Genomic DNA, 22,294 nt, shown 5'->3' on the forward strand with positions numbered 1-22,294 from the left:
CCGGGCCTACAGGAGCACGATCGTTAACGCGACATCCCCTGCCCCACCTTTATCACCGCCGCAATATTCCTTGCGGTCATCTGTACATTCTGTTGCGCATTTTCCAGCGCATCCTCCAGCGAGCAGATGGTGTAAATCACGCTGAATACCGCATCCAGTCCGTGCTCGTGCACCACGCCAACATCCGCCGTCAGGCTGCCGGCAATGCCGATAACCGGTTTGTTATAGCGTTTCGCGACTCTCGCCACGCCAACGGGCACTTTGCCGTGGATCGTCTGGCTGTCGATACGCCCTTCGCCCGTGATCACCAGATCGGCGTCCGCGACCTGTTCATCGAGATGCAGGGCATCGGTGACAATCTCAATCCCCCGACGAAGCTGCGCCCCGCAAAATGCATACAGCGCCGCCCCCATTCCGCCAGCTGCTCCGCCCCCCGCCAGGTTTAAGACGTCAATGTCCAGATCCCTGGCGATAATGTTTGCGTAATGCGCAAGCGCGTTGTCCAGCGTCCTGACCATCTCCGGCGTCGCCCCTTTCTGCGGACCGAATACCGCAGAAGCGCCAGTCTCGCCAATCAGGGGGTTGGTCACATCGCAGGCCACTTCAATTCGACAGTCTGCCAGCCGCTCATCCAGCCCACTAAGATCGATATGCGCAAGGCTTGCCAGTTCGCCGCCGCCCGGCCCAACGGGCTGTGCTTTCGCATCCAGCAGTTTTACGCCCAGCGCCTGCACCATGCCTGCGCCACCGTCATTGGTCGCGCTGCCTCCAATGCCAATAATGATATGCTTAACGCCCGCATCCAGCGCATGACGGATCAGTTCCCCGGTCCCCCACGAGGTGGTGATTAACGGGTTACGCTTTGCAGGAGCAACAAGCTCCAGACCGCTCGCGGCCGCCATCTCGATAAACGCGCTTTTCCCGTCTCCGGATAACCCGAAAAACCCTTCCACGCGTTCTCCCAAAGGCCCGGTAACGGGAACATGGACAAGACGCCCATGGGTGGCTGCAACCATAGCTTCCACCGTCCCTTCGCCACCATCGGCAACCGGTAATTTGACGTACTCCGCTGAGGGGAAAATTTCGCGAAAACCGACCTCTATCGCTGTCGCCACCTCCAGCGCGCTCAAGCTTTCCTTATACGAGTCCGGAGCGATAACAATTTTCATAAGCCATCCTTACGCATGTTAGTTACGTTAAGCATACACCACGTAAGGGACCGCTCATGGGAGCGGTCCCAGTTGGCTTATCGTACCATGCACGGACGTTTATTGTCGAATGACCACTCTGGGATCAGGTACTGCATCGCCAGCGCATCATCACGTGCACCCAGCCCGTGTTTCTGGTAAAGCTCGTGCGCTTTCATGACCTGATCCATATCCAGTTCAACGCCCAGCCCCGGCGTAGCTGGAACCTGCACCATCCCCCCCTTGATCTCAAACGGCTGTTTGGTCAGGCGCTGATTGCCCTCCTGCCAGATCCAGTGGGTGTCGATAGCGGTAATGTTGCCCGGCGCAGCAGCCGCTACGTGGGTGAACATCGCCAGCGAGATGTCGAAGTGGTTGTTGGAGTGCGAGCCCCAGGTCAGGCCGAACTCATGGCACATCTGCGCCACGCGAACCGAGCCCTGCATCGTCCAGAAGTGCGGGTCTGCCAGCGGAATATCCACCGATTGCAGCGAGAGCGTGTGCCCCATCTGGCGCCAGTCGGTCGCGATCATGTTGGTGGCGGTTGGCAGCCCGGTGGCGCGACGGAACTCCGCCATCACTTCACGTCCAGAGAACCCCTGCTCTGCGCCGCACGGATCTTCCGCGTAGGCCAGCACGCCTTTGAGCTGCTTACCAATTTTGATCGCCTCTTCAAGCGACCAGGCACCGTTCGGATCCAGCGTGACGCGCGCCTGCGGGAAGCGCTTCGCCAGCGCGGCAATCGCCTCAGCTTCTTCTTCACCCGCCAGTACGCCGCCTTTCAGCTTGAAGTCATTAAAGCCATATTTTTCGTACGCGGCTTCAGCCAGGCGCACCACCGCATCCGGGGTCATCGCTTCATCGTGACGCACACGATACCAGTCGCATTTTTCGTCCGGCTGGCTCTGGTACGGCAGCGGGGTGAGTTTGCGGTTGCCGATAAAGAACAGGTAGCCGAGCATTTCCACTTCGCTGCGCTGTTGGCCGTCGCCCAGCAGGGAGGCGACATTGACGCCCAGATGCTGGCCTAACAGATCCAGCATCGCGGCTTCAATGCCCGTGACCACATGGATAGTGGTACGCAGATCAAACGTTTGCAGACCACGGCCACCCGCATCACGATCGGCAAAGGTCGTACGCACGCTGGTCAGCACATTTTTGTACTCGCCCAGCGTTTTACCCACCACCAGCGGAATGGCGTCCTCCAGCGTTTTACGGATCTTCTCCCCGCCCGGGATTTCACCGACACCGGTATGCCCTGAGTTGTCCTTGATCACCACAATATTACGGGTGAAGAACGGCGCATGGGCGCCGCTCAGGTTCATCAGCATGCTGTCATGTCCCGCGACAGGAATGATCTGCATGGAGGTGACTACAGGGGTAGAAAATGTGCTCATCGTTCGATCCTTTTATCAGTGACGTCCAAATACAGGGCGCTTACGGTCAAATGTCCAGCCGGGGATAAGGTACTGCATCGGGCCTGCGTCGTTGCGCGCGCCGCCCGGCAGTTTTTTATACGCTTCATGCGCCTTGTGGATCTGATCCCAGTCAAGCTCCACGCCCAGCCCCGGCGCATCCGGTACGGCAATGGTGCCGTTTTTGATTTCAAGTGGATTTTTGGTCAGGCGCGCTTCGCCTTCCTGCCAGATCCAGTGCGTATCGATGGCGGTCGGGTTACCCGGCGCCGCCGCGCCAACGTGGGTAAACATCGCCAGCGAAATGTCGAAATGGTTATTGGAGTGGCAGCCCCAGGTGAGCCCCCAGTCATCGCACAGCTGCGCCACGCGCACCGCGCCGGAAAGGGTCCAGAAGTGCGGATCAGCCAGCGGTATGTCCACCGCATTCAGCATCACCGCGTGGCCCATTTCGCGCCAGTTAGTGGCGATCATGTTGGTCGCAACCGGCAGCCCGGTAGCGCGGCGGAATTCGGCCATCACCTCGCGGCCAGAAAAGCCCTGCTCGGCGCCGCACGGATCTTCCGCGTAGGTCAGCACGTCGCCCAGTCCTTTGCACAGCGCGATAGCTTCATCCAGCCGCCAGGCGCCGTTCGGATCGACGGTGATGCGTGCCTCCGGGAAGCGTTTTTTCAACGCGCGCACGCTGTCAATCTCCTGTTCGCCCGGCAGAACGCCGCCTTTCAGCTTGAAGTCTTTAAAGCCGTAGCGATCCTGCGCCGCCTCTGCCAGGCGTACCACCGCCTCGCCAGAGAGCGCTTCCTGATGACGCAGGTGATACCACGCGTGGCTGCCCGGCGAGCGCTCCAGATACGGCAGATCGGTTTTCGTCCGGTCGCCAACGTAGAACAGATAGCCCAGCACCGTTACTGCATTACGCTGTTTGCCTGGCCCCAGCAGTTCGCAGACCGGCACGTTCAGCGCCTTGCCCAGTAAATCAAGGAGAGCCGCCTCCAGCGCCGCCACCGCGTTAACGCGCAGTTCAAACGTCCAGGCGCCTTTGCCGAAGGTATCAAAATCAGCCGACTGGTTGCCCTTATGCACCCGCTGAACCACCTTGTTCAGGCGGGCGACCTCCTGCCCAACCACCTGCGGGATGGCGTCGACCAGCGTCTGGTAAATCACCTCTCCGCCAGGTGCTTCCCCGACGCCGGTATTCCCTGCACTGTCGGTCAGCACCACGATGTTGCGGGTGAACCAGGCGTTATGCGCGCCGCCAATGTTGAGCAGCATGCTGTCCTGACCCGCCACCGGGATGACTTTCATCTCCGTCACGATCGGGCTTGATTGCGTTGTCATCATCCGCGCTCCCCAACAGGTTTCAGTTCGATTCGTTTGATGTCCCCCACCAGCACCAGGTAACTGAGTACCGCCACCAGCGCATGGACGCCTACATAAATCAGCGCACCATTGAAGGAGCCGGTGGTGCCGACGATGTAACCGATAGCGATTGGGGTGACAATGCCGGAAATGTTGCCAAACATGTTGAACAGACCGCCGCTCAGGCCGCTGATCTCTTTCGGCGCGGTATCTGCCATCACCGCCCAGCCCAGCGCGCCGATGCCTTTACCGAAGAAGGCCATCGCCATAAAGCCGATAATCATCCACTCCGCGCTGACGTAGTTACAGAACACCATGGTCATGGAGAGCAGCATGCCGAGCACGATTGGCGTTTTACGCGCAATATTCAGCGAACCGGTGCGACGCATCAGCCAGTCGGAGATGACCCCGCCGAGCACCCCGCCCACGAAGCCGCAGATGGCTGGCACAGAGGCGACAAAACCCGCCTTCAGAATCGACATCCCGCGCGCCTGCACCAGGTAAACCGGGAACCAGGTGATGAAGAAGTAGGTTAAGGCGTTAATGCAGTACTGGCCGAGATAGATACCGATCATCATCCGGGAGCCGACGAGCTGTTTGATCTGCCCCCATTTCTGGCTGAACGGGACTTTTGCTTTCTGGGTTTTCTGATCCATGTTGATCAGCGCCCCGCCTTCAGCAATGTAGTCCAGCTCTTTCTTGTTCACGCCCGGGTGCTGGTTTGGTTCGTGGATCACTTTCAGCCAGATAAAGCTGATGACGATCCCCAGCCCGCCCATGAAGAAGAAGACGTGCGACCAGCCCACTTCGTGCGTCAGCCAGCCCATAATTGGCGCGAAAATAACCGTCGCAAAGTATTGCGCCGAGTTAAAGATTGCTACCGCCGTTCCCCTCTCCTGCGCCGGGAACCAGGCGGCCACAATGCGGCTGTTGCCCGGGAAAGATGGCGCTTCTGCTAAACCCACCAGGAAGCGGAGGGTAAAGAGCGCAATGATAATGCCGAAGCCGCTGAAGATATCCACGAAGCCCTGTAACAGGGTAAACATCGACCAGATGAAAATGGACCAGAAATAGACCCGTTTTGAGCCAAAGCGGTCCAGCAGCCAGCCGCCAGGGATTTGGCCGATTACGTAGGCCCATGAAAATGCGGAGAAAACATAACCCATACCCACCGGATCAAGTCCGATGTCCTTTGCCATCTCAGAGCCGGCAATGGATAACGTGGCACGGTCGCCGTAGTTGAAAGAGGTGACGATAAACAGCATCACCACTATCCAGTATCGGGCGTTGGTGCGCTTCTCAGCGCTGCTCGCCGCGTGGCTTAATGTACTCATTGTTGCACTCCTGAAACATAGCTTTCGCCTGGTTCATTCTGTACAGCACCTGTAGGGTAATCAGAATGAGAGATTTGTGTTTGGTTTTGGTACGGCCCGAAGCCGTTTTATAGTGACGGGAAAAGTATATGAAGGAGTGACCGGTTCTCTCACCGTGCAGGAACACAACATTGACGGGCGTGGGGAACGTGGTTTGGGGCATAAGCCCAAAGTGGTGGAAGATACTTCACGGAATTGAGGATATGGTGCAGCTTCGTTGCCGGGTGGCGGCTACGCCCTACCCGGCCTATAGCTCGTATAGTACAGGGTTAGTTCAGGAGCGTGGCCCAATGTTCAACCCAGGGATTTGACTCGCTTTCCGGTTCGGGGTGCTCGCCAGCATCAATCAGTAACATCTCGCCGACCCGCTGAGCTTGCTGTTCCTGCAACAGCGCGTCGAACTGCTTACCGCCGCCGCAGAAATTGGCGTAAGAGCTATCGCCGAGGGCGATGATGCCATAGTGAACATCTGGCTGATAGCCAAGCTGGTCTTTAATGCCCTGGAAAAGCGGGGCGATGCTGTCCGGGAGATCGCCCTGCCCGGTGGTGGAGGTCACCACCAGAATGTATTTATCTTTATACTTTTCCCAGTCCGCCAGCTCCGGGTCTTCATAGACCGTTGCTTTATGGCCCTGATTGACGAGGATTGCTTCTGCTTCCTCCGCAACCAGCAGCGAGTTGCCGTACATCGTGCCGACAAAAATACCTACTTCAGCCATGCTTTGCTCCCGTAATTATTGCGCTTGCTGTTCATCCTGAACGTTGCCTGCGGCAAACTCAACCCTTTCATTTTCGGGGAGTTGTCCCAGCCAGCCAAACTGTGACAGCGCCTGCATCCAGACCTCGTCCAGCCCCGCGCGAATAGTCAGCGGTTCGCCGGTAAACGGGTGCGTCAGGCTTAGCTCGCTGGCGTGCAGCATCAGTCGGTTACAGCCAAAGTGCTCTGCCGCGCTGCGGTTCTGCCGCAGATCGCCGTGCTTGCTGTCGCCGATAATTGGGTGGCGCAGATGTGCAAGGTGGCGGCGAAGCTGGTGCTTGCGCCCGGTTTTGGGCAAAAGCTCAACCAGACTGTATCGCGTAGTGGGAAATTTGCTGGTCGCCACCGGCAGTTCTGTGGTCGCCATACCGCGATAGTCGGTCACCGCAGGCTGCGGACCTTTATCTTCGCGGGCAAATTTATCGGCGATTTTATCCAGTTCCTCCACCAGCGGATAATCCAGCGTGGCGGAATCCGTCAGCCAGCCGCGCACAATGGCGTGGTAGCGCTTCTGGATCTGGTGCTGTTCAAACTGCTGCGACAGCAGGCGCCCGGCCTCACTGGAAAGCCCCATCAGCAGAACGCCAGAGGTTGGCCGATCCAGACGGTGGGCAGTAAAGACGTGCTGACCGATTTGGTCGCGCACGGTTTGCATAACAACCACTTTCTCATCGCGATCGAGCCAGCTTCGGTGTACCAGCCAGCCGGACGGTTTATTCACCGCCACCAGCCACTCATCCTGATACAGGATCTCAAGCGTCATGCATCGTCACCGGCGAAAAGCCCATCCAGCTTTTCCAGCTCAACCAACATAACGTCGCGCGCCGGGTGGGTCGCCTCCAGCGCCATTTCGTAATAGGGAGAGACGGCAAACGCCTGGGGCAACGCGTGTCCCCCTTCCAGCAGCGCGTGCATGCGCGGAATTAATACCCACTGGAGCCATTCGAATGGAGACAGCGTATCCAGACAAAACGGCTGGGTGCTGGCGAACGCGTCTGGCTGCGGCGCACTTTCCTGCCACAGCTGATGCTGGCGCATAAGGGCTTCGATGGCGTGCAACTGCGCACGAACGCTATCGTGATGCGTCATAGTAACCTCAACTGAAAAACGGAATGGCGCGAAGCATAGCATTGCGGAAGACAGAAATAAAAAAAGGGAGCACTGTAAAAACAGTGCTCCCGGTTCGTTTCGCAGCATTCCAGCTACAATACGTGCTCCCTGCTCATCCGTGACAACTTTTCCTGATGCCCGAAGGCCTGGTCATCCCTTTACCTTTTGCTTCCTGCTCACATCATCCTGACGTGTAGGTTTCGTCCTGAAACGTCCTGGCCATCCTGACCCACCGACCATCCTGACCGGCTCACGTTCTCCTTCCTGGAGGTGTCCCTTACGCATCCTGCGTGATCCACTTTGCTTCATCCTGAAGCCTTCCTGCGGCGTCGTCCTGACGTGTTCCTGGTGAGAAACGCCATCATCCTGATGTTCGTTTCTCGCGTCGGCATCCTGTCGACACAGATAGAATCCGCTATTCTGCCTCGTCTTACAACCCACACTGTGAGCAAGGTAAGCCTGGCGAAACGGGGATAATCGTTTCAGGAAATCGCTAACCTGTTGAAAGGGAAACTAATATTAATCTGAAATCTCTAAGACAATGCTAATTGTTTCGGCGATGTCTCACAGTGCGTGTAAGAGATCTCTCACACGTCCAGTAGCATCATGGATTACAGAAGCGGCTCAAGTCGGGTAAGAAAATCCGCAAGAGAAGGCGCGAGAACGTCGCGATTGCGGGTGCCGAGCGTCTCTTTAATGACCTCGCCAGACAGGTTGCAGACTGAAATGACGTCCAGTTCACTGTCGAGCGTCGCAATAAAGAGAGTCGGGGAGAGCTTAAGGCGTTTTTGCGTGACCAGGTGACCAATGAGGTTTTCCTGAACGCGTTGAAGATCGTCTTCGCTCCAGGTTTGCAGCAGCGTCAGCGGCTGTCCTGCAAAACATGCAGTCATATCCCCGGCAAACTGCGTGGTATAAATTGCATGAAGCGCAGGTTGTATCACAATGTCCATGGCGCGTTCAACCGCATTTACATTCTGCTCGCCCGTGAACGGTTTCGGTTGCCAGATAACGTAATCATCCTGCGAAGCGATAATGCACGGTGACGGCACGCCATATAAGTCAGTACTTTGCGGCCACGTCCCCCGCTTTTCATGCCAGGCATCGCAATAGCGGGTCGTGAAGGACGTCAGGGCATTTGCAGTTTCGATATCCACCGATTTCTCTCTTCTTGTAAGACAGGATAAACTCAGCCCCTAAGTGTACCTGTAAAGTGGCTATGAAACATGTCTTACGAAAATCATCAGGCGTTAACGGGCTTAACGCTGGGTAAAACGACCGATTACCGCGACACCTACGACGCAAGCCTGCTTCAGGGTGTGCCGCGCAGCCTGAACCGCGATCCGCTTGGCCTTCATGCCGACGCGCTGCCGTTCGTCGGCGGCGACATCTGGACGCTGTACGAACTCTCCTGGCTGAATGCGCGCGGTCTGCCGCAGGTGGCCGTGGGCCATGTCGAGCTGGATTACGCCAGCGTAAACCTGGTCGAATCCAAGAGCTTTAAGCTCTATCTCAACAGCTTTAACCAGACCAAATTTAACAGCTGGGACGAGGTACAACAGACGCTTGAACGTGATTTAAGCGCGTGCGCGCAGGGGAACGTAACCGTCTCGTTATACCGTCTGCATGAGCTGGAAGGTCAGCCCATCGCCCATTTCCACGGCACCTGCATCGACGATCAGGACATTGATGTGGAGAGCTACGAATTTAGCACCGACTATCTGGAAAACGCGGCGGGCGGAAAAGTGGTCGACGAAACGCTGGTCAGCCATCTGCTGAAATCCAACTGCCTTATCACCCATCAGCCGGACTGGGGCTCGGTACAGATCCAGTATCGCGGCCCGCAGATTGACCGGGAAAAGCTGCTTCGTTACCTGGTGTCATTCCGTCATCACAACGAATTCCACGAGCAGTGCGTGGAACGCATCTTCAATGACATACAGCGTTTCTGCCAGCCCGAAAAGCTGAGCGTTTATGCCCGCTATACCCGTCGCGGCGGCCTGGACATTAACCCATGGCGCACCAATACCGATTTTGTGCCTGCCACCGGACGGCTGGTGCGCCAGTAAGATAAATATTTTCACAATATGCGGGCGGTATTCCGCCCGAAGTGTTGTGAAACGTCATAAGCCAGGGCTATTGTAATCAACAGGGAAAGACGATAATCGTCCCATAAGGAGCTCACTTGATTACACATATTAGCCCGCTTGGCTCTATGGATATGTTGTCGCAACTGGAAGTGGACATGCTTAAACGCACCGCCAGTAGCGACCTGTATCAACTGTTTCGTAACTGTTCACTTGCTGTACTGAACTCCGGAAGCCTGACCGACAACAGTAAAGAGCTGCTGTCCCGCTTCGAAAGTTTTGATATCAATGTGCTGCGCCGCGAGCGCGGGGTGAAGCTGGAAGTGATCAACCCGCCGGAAGAGGCGTTTGTCGATGGGCGTATTATTCGCTCACTTCAGGCCAACCTTTTTGCCGTGCTGCGCGACATCCTGTTTGTTAACGGACAGATCAGCAACGCTGGTCGTTTCCAGCATCTCGATCTGGAAAGCTCCGTTCATATCACCAACCTGGTTTTCTCCATTCTGCGTAACGCCCGCGCCCTGCACGTTGGCGAAGCGCCGAACATGGTCGTCTGCTGGGGTGGTCACTCTATTAACGAAACCGAATACCTGTACGCCCGCCGCGTGGGTAATCAGCTCGGCCTGCGCGAGCTGAACATCTGTACCGGCTGCGGTCCTGGCGCGATGGAAGCGCCGATGAAAGGCGCGGCAGTAGGACACGCGCAGCAACGCTATAAAGAAGGCCGTTTTATCGGCATGACCGAGCCGTCAATCATCGCCGCTGAGCCGCCTAACCCGCTAGTTAACGAACTGATTATTATGCCGGATATCGAAAAACGTCTTGAGGCGTTTGTCCGTATCGCGCACGGCATTATCATCTTCCCGGGCGGCGTAGGTACGGCGGAAGAACTGCTTTATCTGCTCGGGATCCTGATGAACCCGGCCAACAAAAATCAGGTTCTGCCGCTGATCCTGACCGGCCCGAAAGAGAGCGCCGACTACTTCCGCGTGCTGGACGAATTTATCGTGCATACGCTGGGGGAAGACGCGCGCCGTCACTACCGCATTATTATTGACGATGCCGCAGAAGTGGCCCGTCAGATGAAAAAAGCGATGCCGCTGGTGAAAGAGAACCGTCGTGATACCGGGGATGCCTACAGCTTTAACTGGTCCATCCGTATCGCACCGGATCTCCAGATCCCCTTCGAGCCGTCGCATGAGAACATGGCGAACCTCAAACTCTATCCGGATCAGCCGGTGGAAGTACTGGCAGCTGACCTGCGTCGCGCCTTCTCTGGCATCGTGGCGGGGAACGTGAAGGAGGTGGGGATCCGCGCGATTGAGGAGTTCGGGCCGTATAAAATCCACGGTGACCCGGAAATGATGCGCCGCATGGATGACATGCTGCAGGGCTTTGTAGCTCAGCACCGCATGAAACTTCCGGGTTCTGCCTATATTCCCTGTTACGAAATCATCAAATAAAGCGTCCTTTCCCTCCTCTCAAGCCGGATTGTCATCCGGCTTTTTTATTAGTGATGTAATTCATAGCGATCTTCAATGTTATTAACAAATCTGGCGCCCGCGCAAACGATTACCTCGTTTTTGAAACCGTAAATAATCAGCCTTAATCGAAATTACCTGCCAGAAAATCCTAAAATCCTATTTCTTTACAGCGAAAGACACCTATCTCGCGGGTCAGCCTTTTCGAAAACATGTCGTTAATGGTAGCCTTCGCGCCCGTAAATCCTCTTTGATGTTTTTTTAACAGATAAATGGTCTAAATATGCCCACATCATAAGTGGATTATTGCATTTGGGATCGCGATCACTGATAGATTCATAACGAGAATGTATCTTTCCGCCCGCCAATAGTTACGGGCAAAAATTATTAAAAAACCGTCACTGAACGAATTTCATATTACCGTCAGGCACTTTTTCATCGGATTTGACTAAAAACCTGACAATTTGCTTCCTCCAGGAGATACAGATGGAAACCACTCAAACCAGCACCGTTGCTTCGATTGAATCCCGAAGCGGTTGGCGCAAAACGGATACCATGTGGATGCTTGGCCTGTACGGCACGGCAATCGGCGCTGGTGTACTGTTCCTTCCTATCAACGCAGGTGTCGGCGGTCTGATCCCGCTGATCATCATGGCCATCATCGCCTTTCCGATGACCTTCTTTGCACACCGCGGCCTGACCCGCTTCGTGCTGTCCGGTAAAAACCCGGGCGAAGACATTACTGAAGTCGTTGAAGAACACTTCGGCGTCGGCGCAGGTAAGCTGATTACCCTGCTCTACTTCTTCGCGATTTACCCGATTCTGCTGGTGTATAGCGTTGCTATCACCAACACCGTTGAAAGCTTCATGATGCACCAGCTGCAGATGACCCCGCCGCCGCGTGCGATCCTGTCCCTGATCCTGATCGTCGGTATGATGACCATCGTGCGCTTTGGCGAGCAGATGATTGTCAAAGCGATGAGCGTGCTGGTATTCCCGTTTGTTGCAGCCCTGATGGTGCTGGCGCTGTACCTGATCCCACAGTGGAACGGCGCTGCGCTGGAAACTCTGTCTCTGAGCAGCGCATCCGCAACCGGTAACGGCCTGCTACTGACCCTGTGGCTGGCGATCCCGGTAATGGTGTTCTCCTTCAACCACTCACCAATCATCTCCTCCTTCGCGGTGGCGAAGCGTGAAGAGTACGGCAATGGTGCAGAGAAGAAGTGCTCCAGCATCCTGGCTCGCGCACACATCATGATGGTACTGACAGTTATGTTCTTCGTGTTCAGCTGCGTGCTGAGCCTCTCCCCGGCGGATCTGGCGGCGGCGAAAGAGCAGAACATCTCTATTCTGTCCTACCTGGCAAACCACTTTAACGCACCGCTGATTGCGTGGATGGCACCGATCATCGCGATTATCGCCATCACCAAATCCTTCCTGGGCCACTACCTGGGCGCACGTGAAGGCTTCAACGGTATGGTGATTAAATCTCTGCGCGGTAAAGGCAAGAGCATTGAAATCAACCGTCTGAACAAAATCACCGCGCTGTTCATGCTGGTGACCACCTGGGCGGTAGCCACCCTGAACCCAAGCATTCTGGGCATGATTGAAACCCTGGGCGGCCCGATTATCGCGATGATTCTGTTCCTGATGCCGATGTACGCGATTCAGAAAGTGCCAGCGATGCGTAAATACAGCGGCCATATCAGCAACGTGTTCGTTGTTGTGATGGGTCTGATTGCCATCTCCGCTATTTTCTACTCGCTGTTCAGCTAATACCTCCTGCGCCGTCTTCGGATGGCGCACTCCTCCCCTCTGACTGAAGCAATGGACGCATCATGATTAGCGTATTCGATATCTTCAAAATCGGTATTGGTCCTTCCAGCTCTCACACCGTCGGACCAATGAAAGCCGGTAAACAATTCACGGATGACTTGATTGCACGCGGCATTTTGCACGACATCACCCGCGTGGTTGTCGATGTATACGGTTCCCTTTCCCTGACCGGTAAAGGCCACCATACCGATATTGCCATTATCATGGGGCTGGCGGGTAACCTGCCGGATACCGTTGATATTGACTCCATTCCTGGCTTTATCCAGGACGTGAACACCCATGGTCGTTTGCTGCTGGCCAACGGCGAGCACGAAGTTGAATTTCCGGTTGACCACTGCATGAATTTCCATGCGGATAACCTGTCGCTGCACGAAAACGGCATGCGCATTACCGCGCTGGTCGGCGATAAAGCGGTTTACAGCCAGACGTATTACTCCATCGGCGGCGGGTTTATCGTCGACGAAGACCATTTTGGTCAAACCAACGGCTCCGCCGTTGAGGTGCCGTACCCGTACAAAAACGCGGCCGATTTACAGCGTCACTGCCAGGAGACAGGCCTTTCTCTCTCCGGCCTGATGATGAAAAACGAGCTGGCCCTGCACAGCAAAGAGGAGCTGGAACAGCACTTCGCAAACGTCTGGGAAGTGATGCGCAGCGGCATTGAGCGCGGGATCACCACCGAAGGCGTGCTGCCGGGGAAACTGCGTGTTCCACGTCGTGCGGCTGCGCTGCGCCGCATGCTGGTCAGCACCGACAAAACCACCACCGACCCGATGGCCGTTGTCGACTGGATCAATATGTTCGCGCTGGCGGTGAACGAAGAGAACGCCGCGGGTGGCCGCGTCGTCACCGCGCCAACCAACGGGGCGTGCGGCATTGTTCCGGCGGTCCTGGCGTATTACGACAAGTTTATCCGTGAAGTGAATGCAAACTCACTCGCGCGGTATATGCTGGTCGCCAGTGCGATTGGCTCACTGTACAAGATGAACGCCTCGATTTCCGGCGCGGAAGTGGGCTGTCAGGGTGAAGTGGGCGTAGCCTGCTCTATGGCGGCGGCGGGTCTGGCCGAATTGCTGGGCGCAAGTCCTGCGCAGGTTTGTATTGCGGCGGAAATCGGCATGGAACATAACCTGGGGCTGACCTGCGATCCGGTCGGCGGTCAGGTCCAGGTGCCATGCATCGAGCGTAACGCCATCGCCTCTGTGAAAGCGGTGAACGCGGCCCGTATGGCGCTGCGCCGCACCAGCGAACCGCGCGTGTGTCTCGACAAGGTTATCGAAACCATGTACGAAACCGGTAAAGATATGAACGCCAAATACCGCGAAACCTCCCGCGGTGGCCTGGCGATGAAGATCGTTACCTGCGATTAAGCCTCTCAGGAAGCCTCGTTTTGCGAGGCTTCTTCCTGTTTTCCCCACCATTCATAGTTTCATGCTGCGCTCAGTGTTACCCTTCCCCCATTAGACAGAAGGGAGATTATCTGTGGCCGTTCATTTGCTTATCGTCGATGCACTTAACCTGATTCGCCGTATTCACGCGGTACAGGGCACCCCCTGCAAGGACACCTGTTTACACGCGCTGGAGCAGCTCATTCGCCATAGCGAACCCACCCACGCTGTTGCCGTATTCGACGATGAAGCACGCAATACCGGCTGGCGGCACCAGCGCCTGCCGGACTACAAAGCCGGGCGTGCGCCGATGCCGGACGATCTGCACGCCGAAATGCCCGTTATACGCGCGGCCTTTGAACAGCGCGGCGTTCCGTGCTGGGGCGCACACGGTAATGAGGCTGACGATTTAGCCGCAACGCTGGCGGTTAAAGTCGCGAGCGCCGGGCATCAGGCGACTATCGTTTCAACCGACAAAGGCTACTGCCAGCTGCTCTCTCCAACGGTCCGCATCCGCGACTACTTCCAGAAACGCTGGCTGGACGCGCCATTTATTGCCAGCGAGTTTGGCGTATCGCCTGAGCAATTGCCGGATTACTGGGGGCTGGCGGGGATCAGCAGCTCCAGAGTGCCGGGTGTCGCCGGTATTGGACCCAAAAGTGCCGCACAGCTGCTGACGGAGTTTCAGAATCTGGAAGGGATTTACGCAAGGCTTGAGGAAGTGCCGGAAAAATGGCGCAAGAAGCTGGAGGCGAATAAAGAGATGGCGTTTATCTGCCGGGAAATCGCAACGCTACAGACGGATTTACAGCTGGACGGGAATTTACAGCAGTTAAGGTTAGAACGTTAAAACAACTACACGATTTTGTAGGCCCGGTAAGCGCAGCGCCACCGGGCGTTACAAACGTTATCGCTCGTCGCGACGCCCACCCACGGCCGCCCACCAGCGACGGATATGCACCGTCACTTCTTCACGGTCGTGATACAGCTGACGCGCCTGGATTTCCGCGTTAATCCCGTGTTCGTCCAGTTGCTGCTGAATATAAGCCAGGTTCTGCGACACCTCTTCGTAACGCTTTTTCATCGGCAGCTTGAGGTTGAAAATCGTCTCACGACACCAGCCGTTCACCAGCCAGGAGGCCATCAGCGCCGCGACTTTCGCCGGTTTTTCTACCATGTCGCACACCATCCAGGAGATGTTGTTACGGGTAGGACGGTAGCGGAAACCATCTTCACGCAGCCAGGTGACCTGCCCGGTGTCCATCAGGCTTTGCGCCATCGGGCCGTTATCCACAGACGAAACCCACATGTTGCGTTTCACCAGCTGATAGGTCCAGCCGCCCGGGCACGCGCCAAGATCGACGGCATACATGCCGTTTGCCAGACGTTCGTCCCACTCGTCCGCCGGGATAAAGACGTGGAACGCCTCTTCCAGCTTCAGGGTTGAACGGCTCGGCGCGTCTGACGGGAAGCGCAGACGCGGGATCCCCATAAAGAACGGCGAGTTATTGGTGGTATACGAGTAGCCGGTGTAGCAACATCCTGGCGCAATAAAGAAGATATGCACGACTGGACGCTTTGGCGTTTCGTAGTTTGTCAGCACACCCGCATCACGCAGTGCCGCGCGGAGCGGCACGGTAAACTTACGGCAGAACTTCATCAGCTCTTTGCTTTCATTGGTGTCAGCCACTTCCACGCGCAAATCGCCGCCCTTCTCCACCACGCCCTGCAACAGGCCAACAATCGGCGTGATGCGATCCTCCGGCGGAAGATCTTTCAGCAGTTCGCCCGCGACAAACATCTGACGGGCGAAAATCAGCGAGCTGAACGGCAGTTCGCGCGCCAGCTTGTCGGCATCATCAGGCTGATAGCATTCAAATACCACATAGCCCGCGTTCTCTTTGACGCGAGCGAATCCGAAGACTTCACGCTTCGCCGCTTTATCGGTGATTTCCGCGGCGCACTCTTTCTCAAACCCCGGGCGACAATATAAAACAACCTTATTCATGAACAACGCCCTTGCGTTTCAGACGGATAGCTCCGATAAACATTAAAACCCAACCCGCCAGGAAGCTGACGCCGCCGACAGGTGTAACAAACGCCCACAGGCGTAAATGCGACAGCGCCAGACAGTAGAGACTGCCGCTGAACAGTACGGTACCCAGCGCCAGAAAGACGCTGCTCCAGTAAAACCAAATGCTGATACGGCGCTGCATCGCCACCGCCAGCCCAAAAATTGCCAGCGTGTGGAACGCCTGATATTCAAGGCCGGTCTGGATCCAGCCCATCTCCACAACGCCCAAAGACTTGCTTAAGACATGCGCGCCAAACGCGCCCAGAGCTACAAAAATAAAGCCACTCACCGCGGCGAAAATCAGCATGAATCGGCTGGTCATGTTTAAGTCCTGAATTAATGCGTGCCCGGCACACAAACGTTATTGTTCATACCTGAAGCGGAATTTTTCTTGCTCGCTTGCCGCTTTCGCCAGTATCCACTGCCGGAAAGCGGCTATTTTACCCAGTTCTGCCTGACTGTCATGACAAACCAGATAAAATGCATTCTTGCTGACCAGTACATCGTTAAATGGGCAAACCAGACGGCCTGCCTCAATTTCGGACTGCGCCATGACGTTATTCGCTAATGCCACGCCCTGCCCGTGAATGGCAGCCTGTAACACCATCGCGCTGTGGCTAAAAATGGGCCCCTGCTGCACGTTTATATGATTAAGACCTAACTGGCGGGTATAAGTTTGCCAGTCGCGACGCGACGCATCGTGCAAAAGCGTGTGTTGCGCCAGATCGGCGGGCGTTTTGAGCGCTTTCTCCCCCGTCAGCAGCAGCGGTGAACAGACCGGCAGCAGATATTCTGCGTATAATTTTTCAACACGCAAGCCCGGCCAGTTACCGCGACCGTAAAAAATCGCCACATCCACATCGTCTGCAAGCTTGTCTTCCTGACGGTCCACCGCCTGGATTCGGACATCGATTCCCGGATAAGTTGAGTTAAAGCTTGAGAGTCGCGGCACCAGCCACTGAATGGCAAAACTGGGCAATAAACTCACAGTCAGGGCACCTTTTGCGCTCCGTGCCTGAAGCTTACGGGTGGCTTCCGTCAGCTGGGAGAAAATCTCTTTAATATCCTGAAAATAGCTCTGCCCTTCTTCGGTCAACAGCAACGAACGGTTGCGGCGACGGAACAGCTTAAGCCCCAGAAAATCCTCCAGAGACTTGATTTGATGACTTACTGCGGCCTGTGTCACAAAAAGCTCATCGGCTGCGCGGGTGAAGCTGAGGTGGCGTGCTGCTGCATCAAAAACACGTAATGCATTTAGGGGTGGCAATCGCTTGGACATGGTTATCTGGCTTAGATGTTAACGAAATTTAACATATAGGAAACAACGTTTAACCTATTAGTTTTTTTTATCTGAGCCATTATAATTTGTCCGTTGAGGAACTACCAGCAAATACCTATAGTGGCGGCACTTCCTGAGCCGGAACGAAAAGCTTTTTTTGGAATGCGTGTTCTGAAGGGCTTTTGGCTTACGGTTGTGATGTTGTGTTGTTGTGTTTGCAATTGGTCTGCGATTCAGACCACGGTAGCAACGCTACCAATTTTTCACTTCCTGTACATTTACCCTGTCTGTCCATAGTGATTAATGTAGCACCGCCAACTTGCGGTGCTTTTTTTTCGCTTATCTAACTGTTAATGCTCGATTTCCTTCATCTCTTTCACGTCACTGCGATTGATCTGCTGTTTGTTCCCGTTAGCATCTTTGTATGAAATCATCCCGGTATCATTATCGGTTGTCGGTTTCCCTTCAGAGACGATAGATCGACCATCGTTGGTATGCATTACGTAGTTATTACCAGAACATGCGCTCAGGGCAAAGGTCAACGCACAGGCAGAAATGATTGCAGCTGTCTTTTTCATGATTATTCTCCTTTAGCAATTAATGCTATTCAAACCTCGATTTATAACAGGCTAAAACATCCGCCTAACACTATTTAGCATAACCTGCTTTTTCAGACTCGCCAGGATAAGCAGACAAATCTGATAGATATCAACTTCCTTGCCCTGCCGATGAATTTGCGCGACGATCGTAGAATCGATATGAGGAATTCCATGAACGCTTTCAGTCCTGCGCAGTTTCGCGCACAGTTTCCTGCACTGGCCGATGCCGGCATTTATCTTGATAGCGCCGCCACGGCCCTTAAGCCGCAGGCGGTGATTGAGGCGACCCGCCAGTTTTACAGCCTGAGCGCCGGGAACGTGCACCGCAGCCAGTATGCCGACGCGCAGCGCTTAACGGCGCAATACGAAGCCGCACGGGATCAGGTCGCGCGCCTGATCAATGCTGACAGCGGTAAGAACATCGTCTGGACGCGGGGCACTACCGAGGCCATTAACATGGTGGCGCAATGTTACGCGCGTCCGCTGTTGCAGCCCGGGGATGAGATCATCGTCAGCGAGGCGGAACACCACGCCAACCTGGTGCCCTGGCTGATGGTGGCCGAACAAACCGGGGCACGGGTTGTAAAACTCCCGTTGGGTACAGACTTCCTGCCTGACGTGGCGCGTCTGCCTGAGCTGATTACGCCGCGCAGCCGTATTCTGGCGCTGGGGCAGATGTCCAACGTCACCGGCGGCTGTCCGGATCTGGCGCGCGCCATTGAGATTGCCCATGCCAGCGGCGTGGTGGTAATGGTCGACGGTGCGCAGGGTGTGGTGCATTTTCCGGCTGACGTTCAGGCGCTGGATATCGACTTCTATGCCTTCTCAGGGCATAAATTGTACGGGCCAACCGGTATCGGCGCGCTGTACGGCAAACCTGAACTGCTGGCCCGGATGACGCCGTGGCTCGGCGGCGGCAAGATGATTACCGAAGTCACCTTCGACGGCTTTAAAACTCAGGATGTACCTTACCGCCTGGAAGCCGGTACGCCGAACGTGGCCGGGGTTATCGGCCTGAGCGCGGCGCTCGAATGGCTTACAGAAACGGACGTGGTTCAGGCTGAAAGCTGGAGCCGGGGCCTGGCGACGCTGGCGGAAGAAGAGCTTAAAAAACGCCCGGGGTTTCGCTCGTTCCGCGTACAGGACTCCAGCCTGCTCGCCTTTGACTTCGCGGGCGTACACCATAGCGACATGGTGACGCTGCTTGCCGGGTACGGCATTGCCCTGCGTGCCGGACAGCACTGCGCCCAGCCGCTGCTGGCAGCCATGGGCGTGAGCGGCACCCTGCGCGCCTCGTTTGCACCGTACAACACAAAAAGCGACGTCGACGCGCTGGTTTCCGCCGTCGACCGCGCCCTGGAATTACTGGTGGATTAATGACAAGTTCAGCCTTAGCCGGGCATCCGTTCGGCACCGTTATCACTGAAGAGACGTTAAAACAGACCTTCGCCCCGCTCACGCAGTGGGAAGATAAATATCGTCAGCTGATCCTGCTGGGCAAACAGTTGCCCACGCTGTCAGACGAACTGAAATCACAGGCGAAGGAGATAGCTGGCTGCGAGAACCGCGTCTGGCTTGGGTTTAGCATATCCGGTGAGAAACTGCATTTCTTCGGCGACAGCGAGGGACGCATTGTTCGCGGTCTGCTGGCGGTGCTGTTGACCGCAATCGAAGGGAAAAGCGCCGCAGAGCTGCTGGCGCATTCTCCGCTGGCGCTGTTTGATGAGCTGGGACTTCGCACGCAGCTTAGCGCCTCGCGCGGTCAGGGACTGATTGCGCTAAACGACGCGGTGCTGGATGCCGCCCGTCAGGCTCAGGCCTGACGTTCCGCCTTCGCCATCATCTTCTTCAGGGCGTGAGAGACCGCCACAAAGCCGAAGGAGGCGGTCACCATGGTGGCCGCTCCAAACCCTGAGGCACAATCCATCCGCTTTGGCCCTTCCGCTGTGCTTTTCATTGCACAGACCGAACCATCCGCCTGCGGATAAACCAGCGCTTCTGTCGAGAACACACAGTCCACGCCCAGCTTGCCTTTACTGTTCTTCACCACGTTGAAGTCGCTTTTTAAGCGCTCGCGCAGCTTAGCAGCCAGTGGATCCTGAATGGTTTTCGCCAGATCTGCCACCTGGATCTGCGTCGGATCAATTTGTCCACCCGCGCCGCCCGTTGTCACCAGCGGCACCTTGTAACGACGACAGTAAGCGATCAGCGCCGCTTTTGGCCGCACGCTGTCGATGGCGTCAATCACATAGCTGTAGCCTTTGCTCATGTACTCCGCGACGTTATCTGCCGTCACAAAGTCGTCAATCACCGTTACGCGGCACTCCGGGTTGATGAGACGAATACGCTCCGCCATCACCTCGGACTTCGCCAGACCGACGTTATCACGCAGGGCGTGGATCTGACGGTTAGTGTTAGTGACGCAGACGTCATCCATATCAATCAACGTAATTGCGCCAATGCCGGTTCTCGCCAGCGCTTCTGCCGCCCACGAACCCACGCCACCAATGCCCACCACGCAGACATGCGCATCCGCGAACAGTTGCAGGGCTTTTTCACCGTATAACCGTGCCGTGCCGCCGAAACGCTGGCGCCAGGCATCGCTGATTACCACAGACATAAAACCTCAGATGTAAAAAGGGTGAGGTATTCCTCACCCTGAACCGTAATCCGTCTTGCGCTCAGAATACCACACTCAGCCGCTAAATACGTTCCCGGTACCCGGCGCTGTCTTCAGCACCCACACGCGCCCGTAGTGGTTATACCAGCCTGCACGGTGGCCGGCATCCGGGCCGATGCCCTGGTAAATATCGAAGTGCTGACCTTTAATCGCCCCGCCCACGTCCAGCGCCACCATCAGGCGTAATTCATACTTGCCGTTGAATTTGCCGTTGTTGTCGAGGAGAGGGACTTCCGCCAGCAGCGTGGTACCCGCCGGGATAATCGAACGATCCGATGCCACAGAAGCGCGGCCAATCAGCGGGACGGCGCTCGCCCCTTTCACCGGCGCAAAGTTCTGCGGTTTGAAGAAGACAAACGATGGATTCTGCTCAAGCAGCTCACGCACTTCCGCTTCGCTGTGTTTTTCGCCCCACTCGCGGATCGCCTGCATCGACATATCTTCTCGTTTCACTTCACCACGGTCGATGAGCACCTTACCGATGCTGCGATAGGCATGGCCGTTTTTCCCGGCATAGCTAAAGAAGTTCAGCGGCGAGCCGTCGCCAAAATCAATATAGCCGCTGCCCTGCACGTCCATGATGAAGTTATCCATCAGCGAGTTGCTGTAGGCCAGCACGTAATTTTCGCTAAGCGCACCGGCATAGATTTCAGCGCGGGACGGGAGACGACCGCGTTTTGGCGGCATGCGGTAAATCGGATATTGGAATTCGCCCTGACGCGTGTGTCGTGCCTGGACAACCGGGGTGTAGTAGCCGGTAAACTGAACGTTACCGTAGTTATCCGCCCCTTCCATCTGCCACGCGTCAATACCAAACTGGCGCATATTGCGCGTATCACCGCCAGCACGCAGCCAGTCCTGCACTGCACTATAAACGTTGTTCTGTGAGCCATACAGGCGCGGCGACGCTTTGCGGATCTGGTACACCTGCTCGGAGAAATCCCCGGCATTGATTGGAGCACCCACGGCATCTGGCTGGTTAACTAAAGAGAAAGGCTGGGATAACTTCCCGTCTTTATACTGTTGACCGCGATCGGTCGGTTTGGAAGAGCAGGCCGCAAGAATCGCTACCATTGCGCCTGTCATCAGATACTTCACCCAACGTCCTTTCATTATATCTCGTCTTTTAGTTGCCCAATTCCGCGTGATGAAGATAACAAACCCACCGTGGTAATGAAATGCGATCGCCTTCCCTTTGGCAAATTCTGGACAAAAAATAGGCCAAAGTGGCTATTCCCGTTCATTTTGCATACAAAATAATGAATTATGCGAAAAAGGGGTTGCATCACAAACCTATCCGAGTATAGTGCGCTTCCACGGACGCGGGGTGGAGCAGCCTGGTAGCTCGTCGGGCTCATAACCCGAAGGTCGTCGGTTCAAATCCGGCCCCCGCAACCAATTAAAATTTGATGCAGTATCTTCTACGACTGTAGAAAGACGGACGCGGGGTGGAGCAGCCTGGTAGCTCGTCGGGCTCATAACCCGAAGGTCGTCGGTTCAAATCCGGCCCCCGCAACCAATCAAATTTGAAGAAGTAAGTTTCTACAAGTGTAGAAAGACGGACGCGGGGTGGAGCAGCCTGGTAGCTCGTCGGGCTCATAACCCGAAGGTCGTCGGTTCAAATCCGGCCCCCGCAACCAACACTTCTTAAAACAATAAACACCCTTAA

Annotated in this window: 21 protein-coding genes and 3 tRNA genes; 10 read left to right on the forward strand and 14 right to left on the reverse strand. The window is 55.8% G+C overall.

Annotation, left to right across the window (positions count from 1 at the left end; translation table 11 throughout):
* Nucleotides 1–23 precede the first annotated feature (23 nt).
* The 8 genes from CKK19_RS11735 to syd form a co-directional block, all read right to left on the reverse strand.
* Nucleotides 24–1,169 carry a glycerate kinase gene (locus tag CKK19_RS11735; protein WP_063853190.1) on the reverse strand — a complete coding sequence of 382 codons (1,146 nt, stop codon included), beginning with the start codon at nucleotides 1,167–1,169 and terminating at the stop codon, nucleotides 24–26.
* 77 nt (nucleotides 1,170–1,246) lie between these two features.
* Nucleotides 1,247–2,584, reverse strand: a complete 1,338-nt coding sequence (gudD, locus tag CKK19_RS11740) for a glucarate dehydratase (protein ID WP_046618678.1) — start codon at nucleotides 2,582–2,584, stop codon at nucleotides 1,247–1,249.
* A 15-nt stretch (nucleotides 2,585–2,599) separates the two neighbouring features.
* Entirely contained in the window at nucleotides 2,600–3,940 is a 1,341-nt protein-coding gene (locus tag CKK19_RS11745; RefSeq protein ID WP_063853207.1) for an enolase C-terminal domain-like protein, read from the reverse strand.
* Entirely contained in the window at nucleotides 3,940–5,295 is a 1,356-nt protein-coding gene (gene gudP, locus CKK19_RS11750) for a galactarate/glucarate/glycerate transporter GudP (RefSeq protein ID WP_003862734.1), read from the reverse strand. Before gudP ends, CKK19_RS11745 begins: the two co-directional genes overlap by 1 nt.
* Before the next feature lie 308 nt (nucleotides 5,296–5,603).
* On the reverse strand, nucleotides 5,604–6,053 hold the full coding sequence (locus CKK19_RS11755) for a flavodoxin (RefSeq protein WP_063853192.1): 450 nt from the start codon (nucleotides 6,051–6,053) through the stop codon (nucleotides 5,604–5,606).
* Between the two features lie 15 nt (nucleotides 6,054–6,068).
* The gene (gene truC, locus CKK19_RS11760; protein WP_023298500.1) at nucleotides 6,069–6,854 is read right to left on the reverse strand and encodes a tRNA pseudouridine(65) synthase TruC; all 786 of its coding nucleotides are present in this window, start codon (nucleotides 6,852–6,854) and stop codon (nucleotides 6,069–6,071) included.
* A complete protein-coding gene (locus tag CKK19_RS11765) occupies nucleotides 6,851–7,180 on the reverse strand; it encodes a YqcC family protein (RefSeq protein ID WP_032626018.1) in 330 nt (109 codons plus the stop codon). Before CKK19_RS11765 ends, truC begins: the two co-directional genes overlap by 4 nt.
* Nucleotides 7,181–7,812: 632 nt before the next feature.
* Nucleotides 7,813–8,358 carry a SecY-interacting protein gene (syd, locus tag CKK19_RS11770; protein ID WP_022649215.1) on the reverse strand — a complete coding sequence of 182 codons (546 nt, stop codon included), beginning with the start codon at nucleotides 8,356–8,358 and terminating at the stop codon, nucleotides 7,813–7,815.
* A 69-nt stretch (nucleotides 8,359–8,427) separates the two neighbouring features.
* On the opposite strand from syd, the gene queF reads away from it, so the two are divergent.
* From queF to xni, 5 genes are all read left to right on the forward strand, one after another.
* Nucleotides 8,428–9,270, forward strand: a complete 843-nt coding sequence (gene queF / locus CKK19_RS11775; protein ID WP_063853193.1) for an NADPH-dependent 7-cyano-7-deazaguanine reductase QueF — start codon at nucleotides 8,428–8,430, stop codon at nucleotides 9,268–9,270.
* A 116-nt stretch (nucleotides 9,271–9,386) separates the two neighbouring features.
* On the forward strand, nucleotides 9,387–10,751 hold the full coding sequence (ppnN, locus tag CKK19_RS11780; RefSeq protein WP_023298502.1) for a nucleotide 5'-monophosphate nucleosidase PpnN: 1,365 nt from the start codon (nucleotides 9,387–9,389) through the stop codon (nucleotides 10,749–10,751).
* 504 nt (nucleotides 10,752–11,255) lie between these two features.
* On the forward strand, nucleotides 11,256–12,545 hold the full coding sequence (locus CKK19_RS11785) for an HAAAP family serine/threonine permease (protein WP_022649218.1): 1,290 nt from the start codon (nucleotides 11,256–11,258) through the stop codon (nucleotides 12,543–12,545).
* A gap of 62 nt (nucleotides 12,546–12,607) precedes the next feature.
* The gene (locus CKK19_RS11790) at nucleotides 12,608–13,975 is read left to right on the forward strand and encodes an L-serine ammonia-lyase (protein ID WP_022649219.1); all 1,368 of its coding nucleotides are present in this window, start codon (nucleotides 12,608–12,610) and stop codon (nucleotides 13,973–13,975) included.
* A 112-nt stretch (nucleotides 13,976–14,087) separates the two neighbouring features.
* The gene (xni, locus tag CKK19_RS11795) at nucleotides 14,088–14,843 is read left to right on the forward strand and encodes a flap endonuclease Xni (protein ID WP_032626021.1); all 756 of its coding nucleotides are present in this window, start codon (nucleotides 14,088–14,090) and stop codon (nucleotides 14,841–14,843) included.
* A 57-nt stretch (nucleotides 14,844–14,900) separates the two neighbouring features.
* Here xni and rlmM read toward each other — a convergent pair whose 3' ends face one another.
* The 4 genes from rlmM to CKK19_RS11815 form a co-directional block, all read right to left on the reverse strand.
* Nucleotides 14,901–16,001, reverse strand: a complete 1,101-nt coding sequence (gene rlmM / locus CKK19_RS11800) for a 23S rRNA (cytidine(2498)-2'-O)-methyltransferase RlmM (RefSeq protein WP_022649221.1) — start codon at nucleotides 15,999–16,001, stop codon at nucleotides 14,901–14,903.
* Nucleotides 15,994–16,389, reverse strand: coding sequence for a DUF423 domain-containing protein (locus tag CKK19_RS11805; protein ID WP_003862756.1), 396 nt, complete (start codon nucleotides 16,387–16,389; stop codon nucleotides 15,994–15,996). The genes rlmM and CKK19_RS11805 overlap by 8 nt, the downstream gene beginning before the upstream one ends.
* A gap of 39 nt (nucleotides 16,390–16,428) precedes the next feature.
* Nucleotides 16,429–17,346 (reverse strand): glycine cleavage system transcriptional regulator GcvA, encoded by a 918-nt coding sequence (gene gcvA / locus CKK19_RS11810; protein ID WP_022649222.1) that lies wholly within the window; start codon nucleotides 17,344–17,346, stop codon nucleotides 16,429–16,431.
* Nucleotides 17,347–17,696: 350 nt separating this feature from the next.
* The gene (locus tag CKK19_RS11815) at nucleotides 17,697–17,924 is read right to left on the reverse strand and encodes a YgdI/YgdR family lipoprotein (protein ID WP_015571738.1); all 228 of its coding nucleotides are present in this window, start codon (nucleotides 17,922–17,924) and stop codon (nucleotides 17,697–17,699) included.
* 192 nt (nucleotides 17,925–18,116) lie between these two features.
* On the opposite strand from CKK19_RS11815, the gene csdA reads away from it, so the two are divergent.
* Both csdA and csdE read left to right on the forward strand, forming a co-directional pair.
* Nucleotides 18,117–19,322 (forward strand): cysteine desulfurase CsdA, encoded by a 1,206-nt coding sequence (gene csdA, locus CKK19_RS11820; RefSeq protein WP_063853194.1) that lies wholly within the window; start codon nucleotides 18,117–18,119, stop codon nucleotides 19,320–19,322.
* Nucleotides 19,322–19,768, forward strand: a complete 447-nt coding sequence (gene csdE / locus CKK19_RS11825; RefSeq protein ID WP_063146479.1) for a cysteine desulfurase sulfur acceptor subunit CsdE — start codon at nucleotides 19,322–19,324, stop codon at nucleotides 19,766–19,768. The genes csdA and csdE overlap by 1 nt, the downstream gene beginning before the upstream one ends.
* Here the strand turns inward: csdE and tcdA are convergent.
* Entirely contained in the window at nucleotides 19,759–20,565 is an 807-nt protein-coding gene (tcdA, locus tag CKK19_RS11830; RefSeq protein ID WP_006811804.1) for a tRNA cyclic N6-threonylcarbamoyladenosine(37) synthase TcdA, read from the reverse strand. The two genes, csdE and tcdA, sit on opposite strands and share 10 nt — an antisense overlap.
* Before the next feature lie 75 nt (nucleotides 20,566–20,640).
* A complete protein-coding gene (gene mltA, locus CKK19_RS11835) occupies nucleotides 20,641–21,738 on the reverse strand; it encodes a murein transglycosylase A (protein ID WP_022649225.1) in 1,098 nt (365 codons plus the stop codon).
* A 208-nt stretch (nucleotides 21,739–21,946) separates the two neighbouring features.
* On the opposite strand from mltA, the gene CKK19_RS11840 reads away from it, so the two are divergent.
* The 3 genes from CKK19_RS11840 (at nucleotide 21,947) to CKK19_RS11850 (ending at nucleotide 22,265) form a co-directional block, all read left to right on the forward strand.
* Nucleotides 21,947–22,023: transfer RNA gene (locus CKK19_RS11840), tRNA-Met, on the forward strand.
* 44 nt (nucleotides 22,024–22,067) lie between these two features.
* Nucleotides 22,068–22,144 (forward strand) — tRNA-Met (locus tag CKK19_RS11845).
* A gap of 44 nt (nucleotides 22,145–22,188) precedes the next feature.
* Nucleotides 22,189–22,265, forward strand: a tRNA-Met gene (locus CKK19_RS11850).
* The last annotated feature ends 29 nt before the right edge of the window (nucleotides 22,266–22,294 follow it).

Source organism: Enterobacter sp. CCUG 70166, from assembly GCF_020224095.1.
Taxonomy (GTDB): domain Bacteria; phylum Pseudomonadota; class Gammaproteobacteria; order Enterobacterales; family Enterobacteriaceae; genus Enterobacter; species Enterobacter intestinihominis.

Bases quoted from the DNA above. Each gene is read 5' to 3' on its own strand.
- CKK19_RS11735 (WP_063853190.1), bottom strand. From the start codon at position 1,169: ATGAAAATTGTTATCGCTCCGGACTCGTATAAGGAAAGCTTGAGCGCG.
- gudD (WP_046618678.1), bottom strand. From the start codon at position 2,584: ATGAGCACATTTTCTACCCCTGTAGTCACCTCCATGCAGATCATTCCT.
- CKK19_RS11745 (WP_063853207.1), bottom strand. From the start codon at position 3,940: ATGACAACGCAATCAAGCCCGATCGTGACGGAGATGAAAGTCATCCCG.
- gudP (WP_003862734.1), bottom strand. From the start codon at position 5,295: ATGAGTACATTAAGCCACGCGGCGAGCAGCGCTGAGAAGCGCACCAAC.
- CKK19_RS11755 (WP_063853192.1), bottom strand. From the start codon at position 6,053: ATGGCTGAAGTAGGTATTTTTGTCGGCACGATGTACGGCAACTCGCTG.
- truC (WP_023298500.1), bottom strand. From the start codon at position 6,854: ATGACGCTTGAGATCCTGTATCAGGATGAGTGGCTGGTGGCGGTGAAT.
- CKK19_RS11765 (WP_032626018.1), bottom strand. From the start codon at position 7,180: ATGACGCATCACGATAGCGTTCGTGCGCAGTTGCACGCCATCGAAGCC.
- queF (WP_063853193.1), top strand. From the start codon at position 8,428: ATGTCTTACGAAAATCATCAGGCGTTAACGGGCTTAACGCTGGGTAAA.
- CKK19_RS11785 (WP_022649218.1), top strand. From the start codon at position 11,256: ATGGAAACCACTCAAACCAGCACCGTTGCTTCGATTGAATCCCGAAGC.
- CKK19_RS11790 (WP_022649219.1), top strand. From the start codon at position 12,608: ATGATTAGCGTATTCGATATCTTCAAAATCGGTATTGGTCCTTCCAGC.
- rlmM (WP_022649221.1), bottom strand. From the start codon at position 16,001: ATGAATAAGGTTGTTTTATATTGTCGCCCGGGGTTTGAGAAAGAGTGC.
- CKK19_RS11805 (WP_003862756.1), bottom strand. From the start codon at position 16,389: ATGACCAGCCGATTCATGCTGATTTTCGCCGCGGTGAGTGGCTTTATT.
- gcvA (WP_022649222.1), bottom strand. From the start codon at position 17,346: ATGTCCAAGCGATTGCCACCCCTAAATGCATTACGTGTTTTTGATGCA.
- CKK19_RS11815 (WP_015571738.1), bottom strand. From the start codon at position 17,924: ATGAAAAAGACAGCTGCAATCATTTCTGCCTGTGCGTTGACCTTTGCC.
- csdA (WP_063853194.1), top strand. From the start codon at position 18,117: ATGAACGCTTTCAGTCCTGCGCAGTTTCGCGCACAGTTTCCTGCACTG.
- csdE (WP_063146479.1), top strand. From the start codon at position 19,322: ATGACAAGTTCAGCCTTAGCCGGGCATCCGTTCGGCACCGTTATCACT.
- tcdA (WP_006811804.1), bottom strand. From the start codon at position 20,565: ATGTCTGTGGTAATCAGCGATGCCTGGCGCCAGCGTTTCGGCGGCACG.
- mltA (WP_022649225.1), bottom strand. From the start codon at position 21,738: ATGAAAGGACGTTGGGTGAAGTATCTGATGACAGGCGCAATGGTAGCG.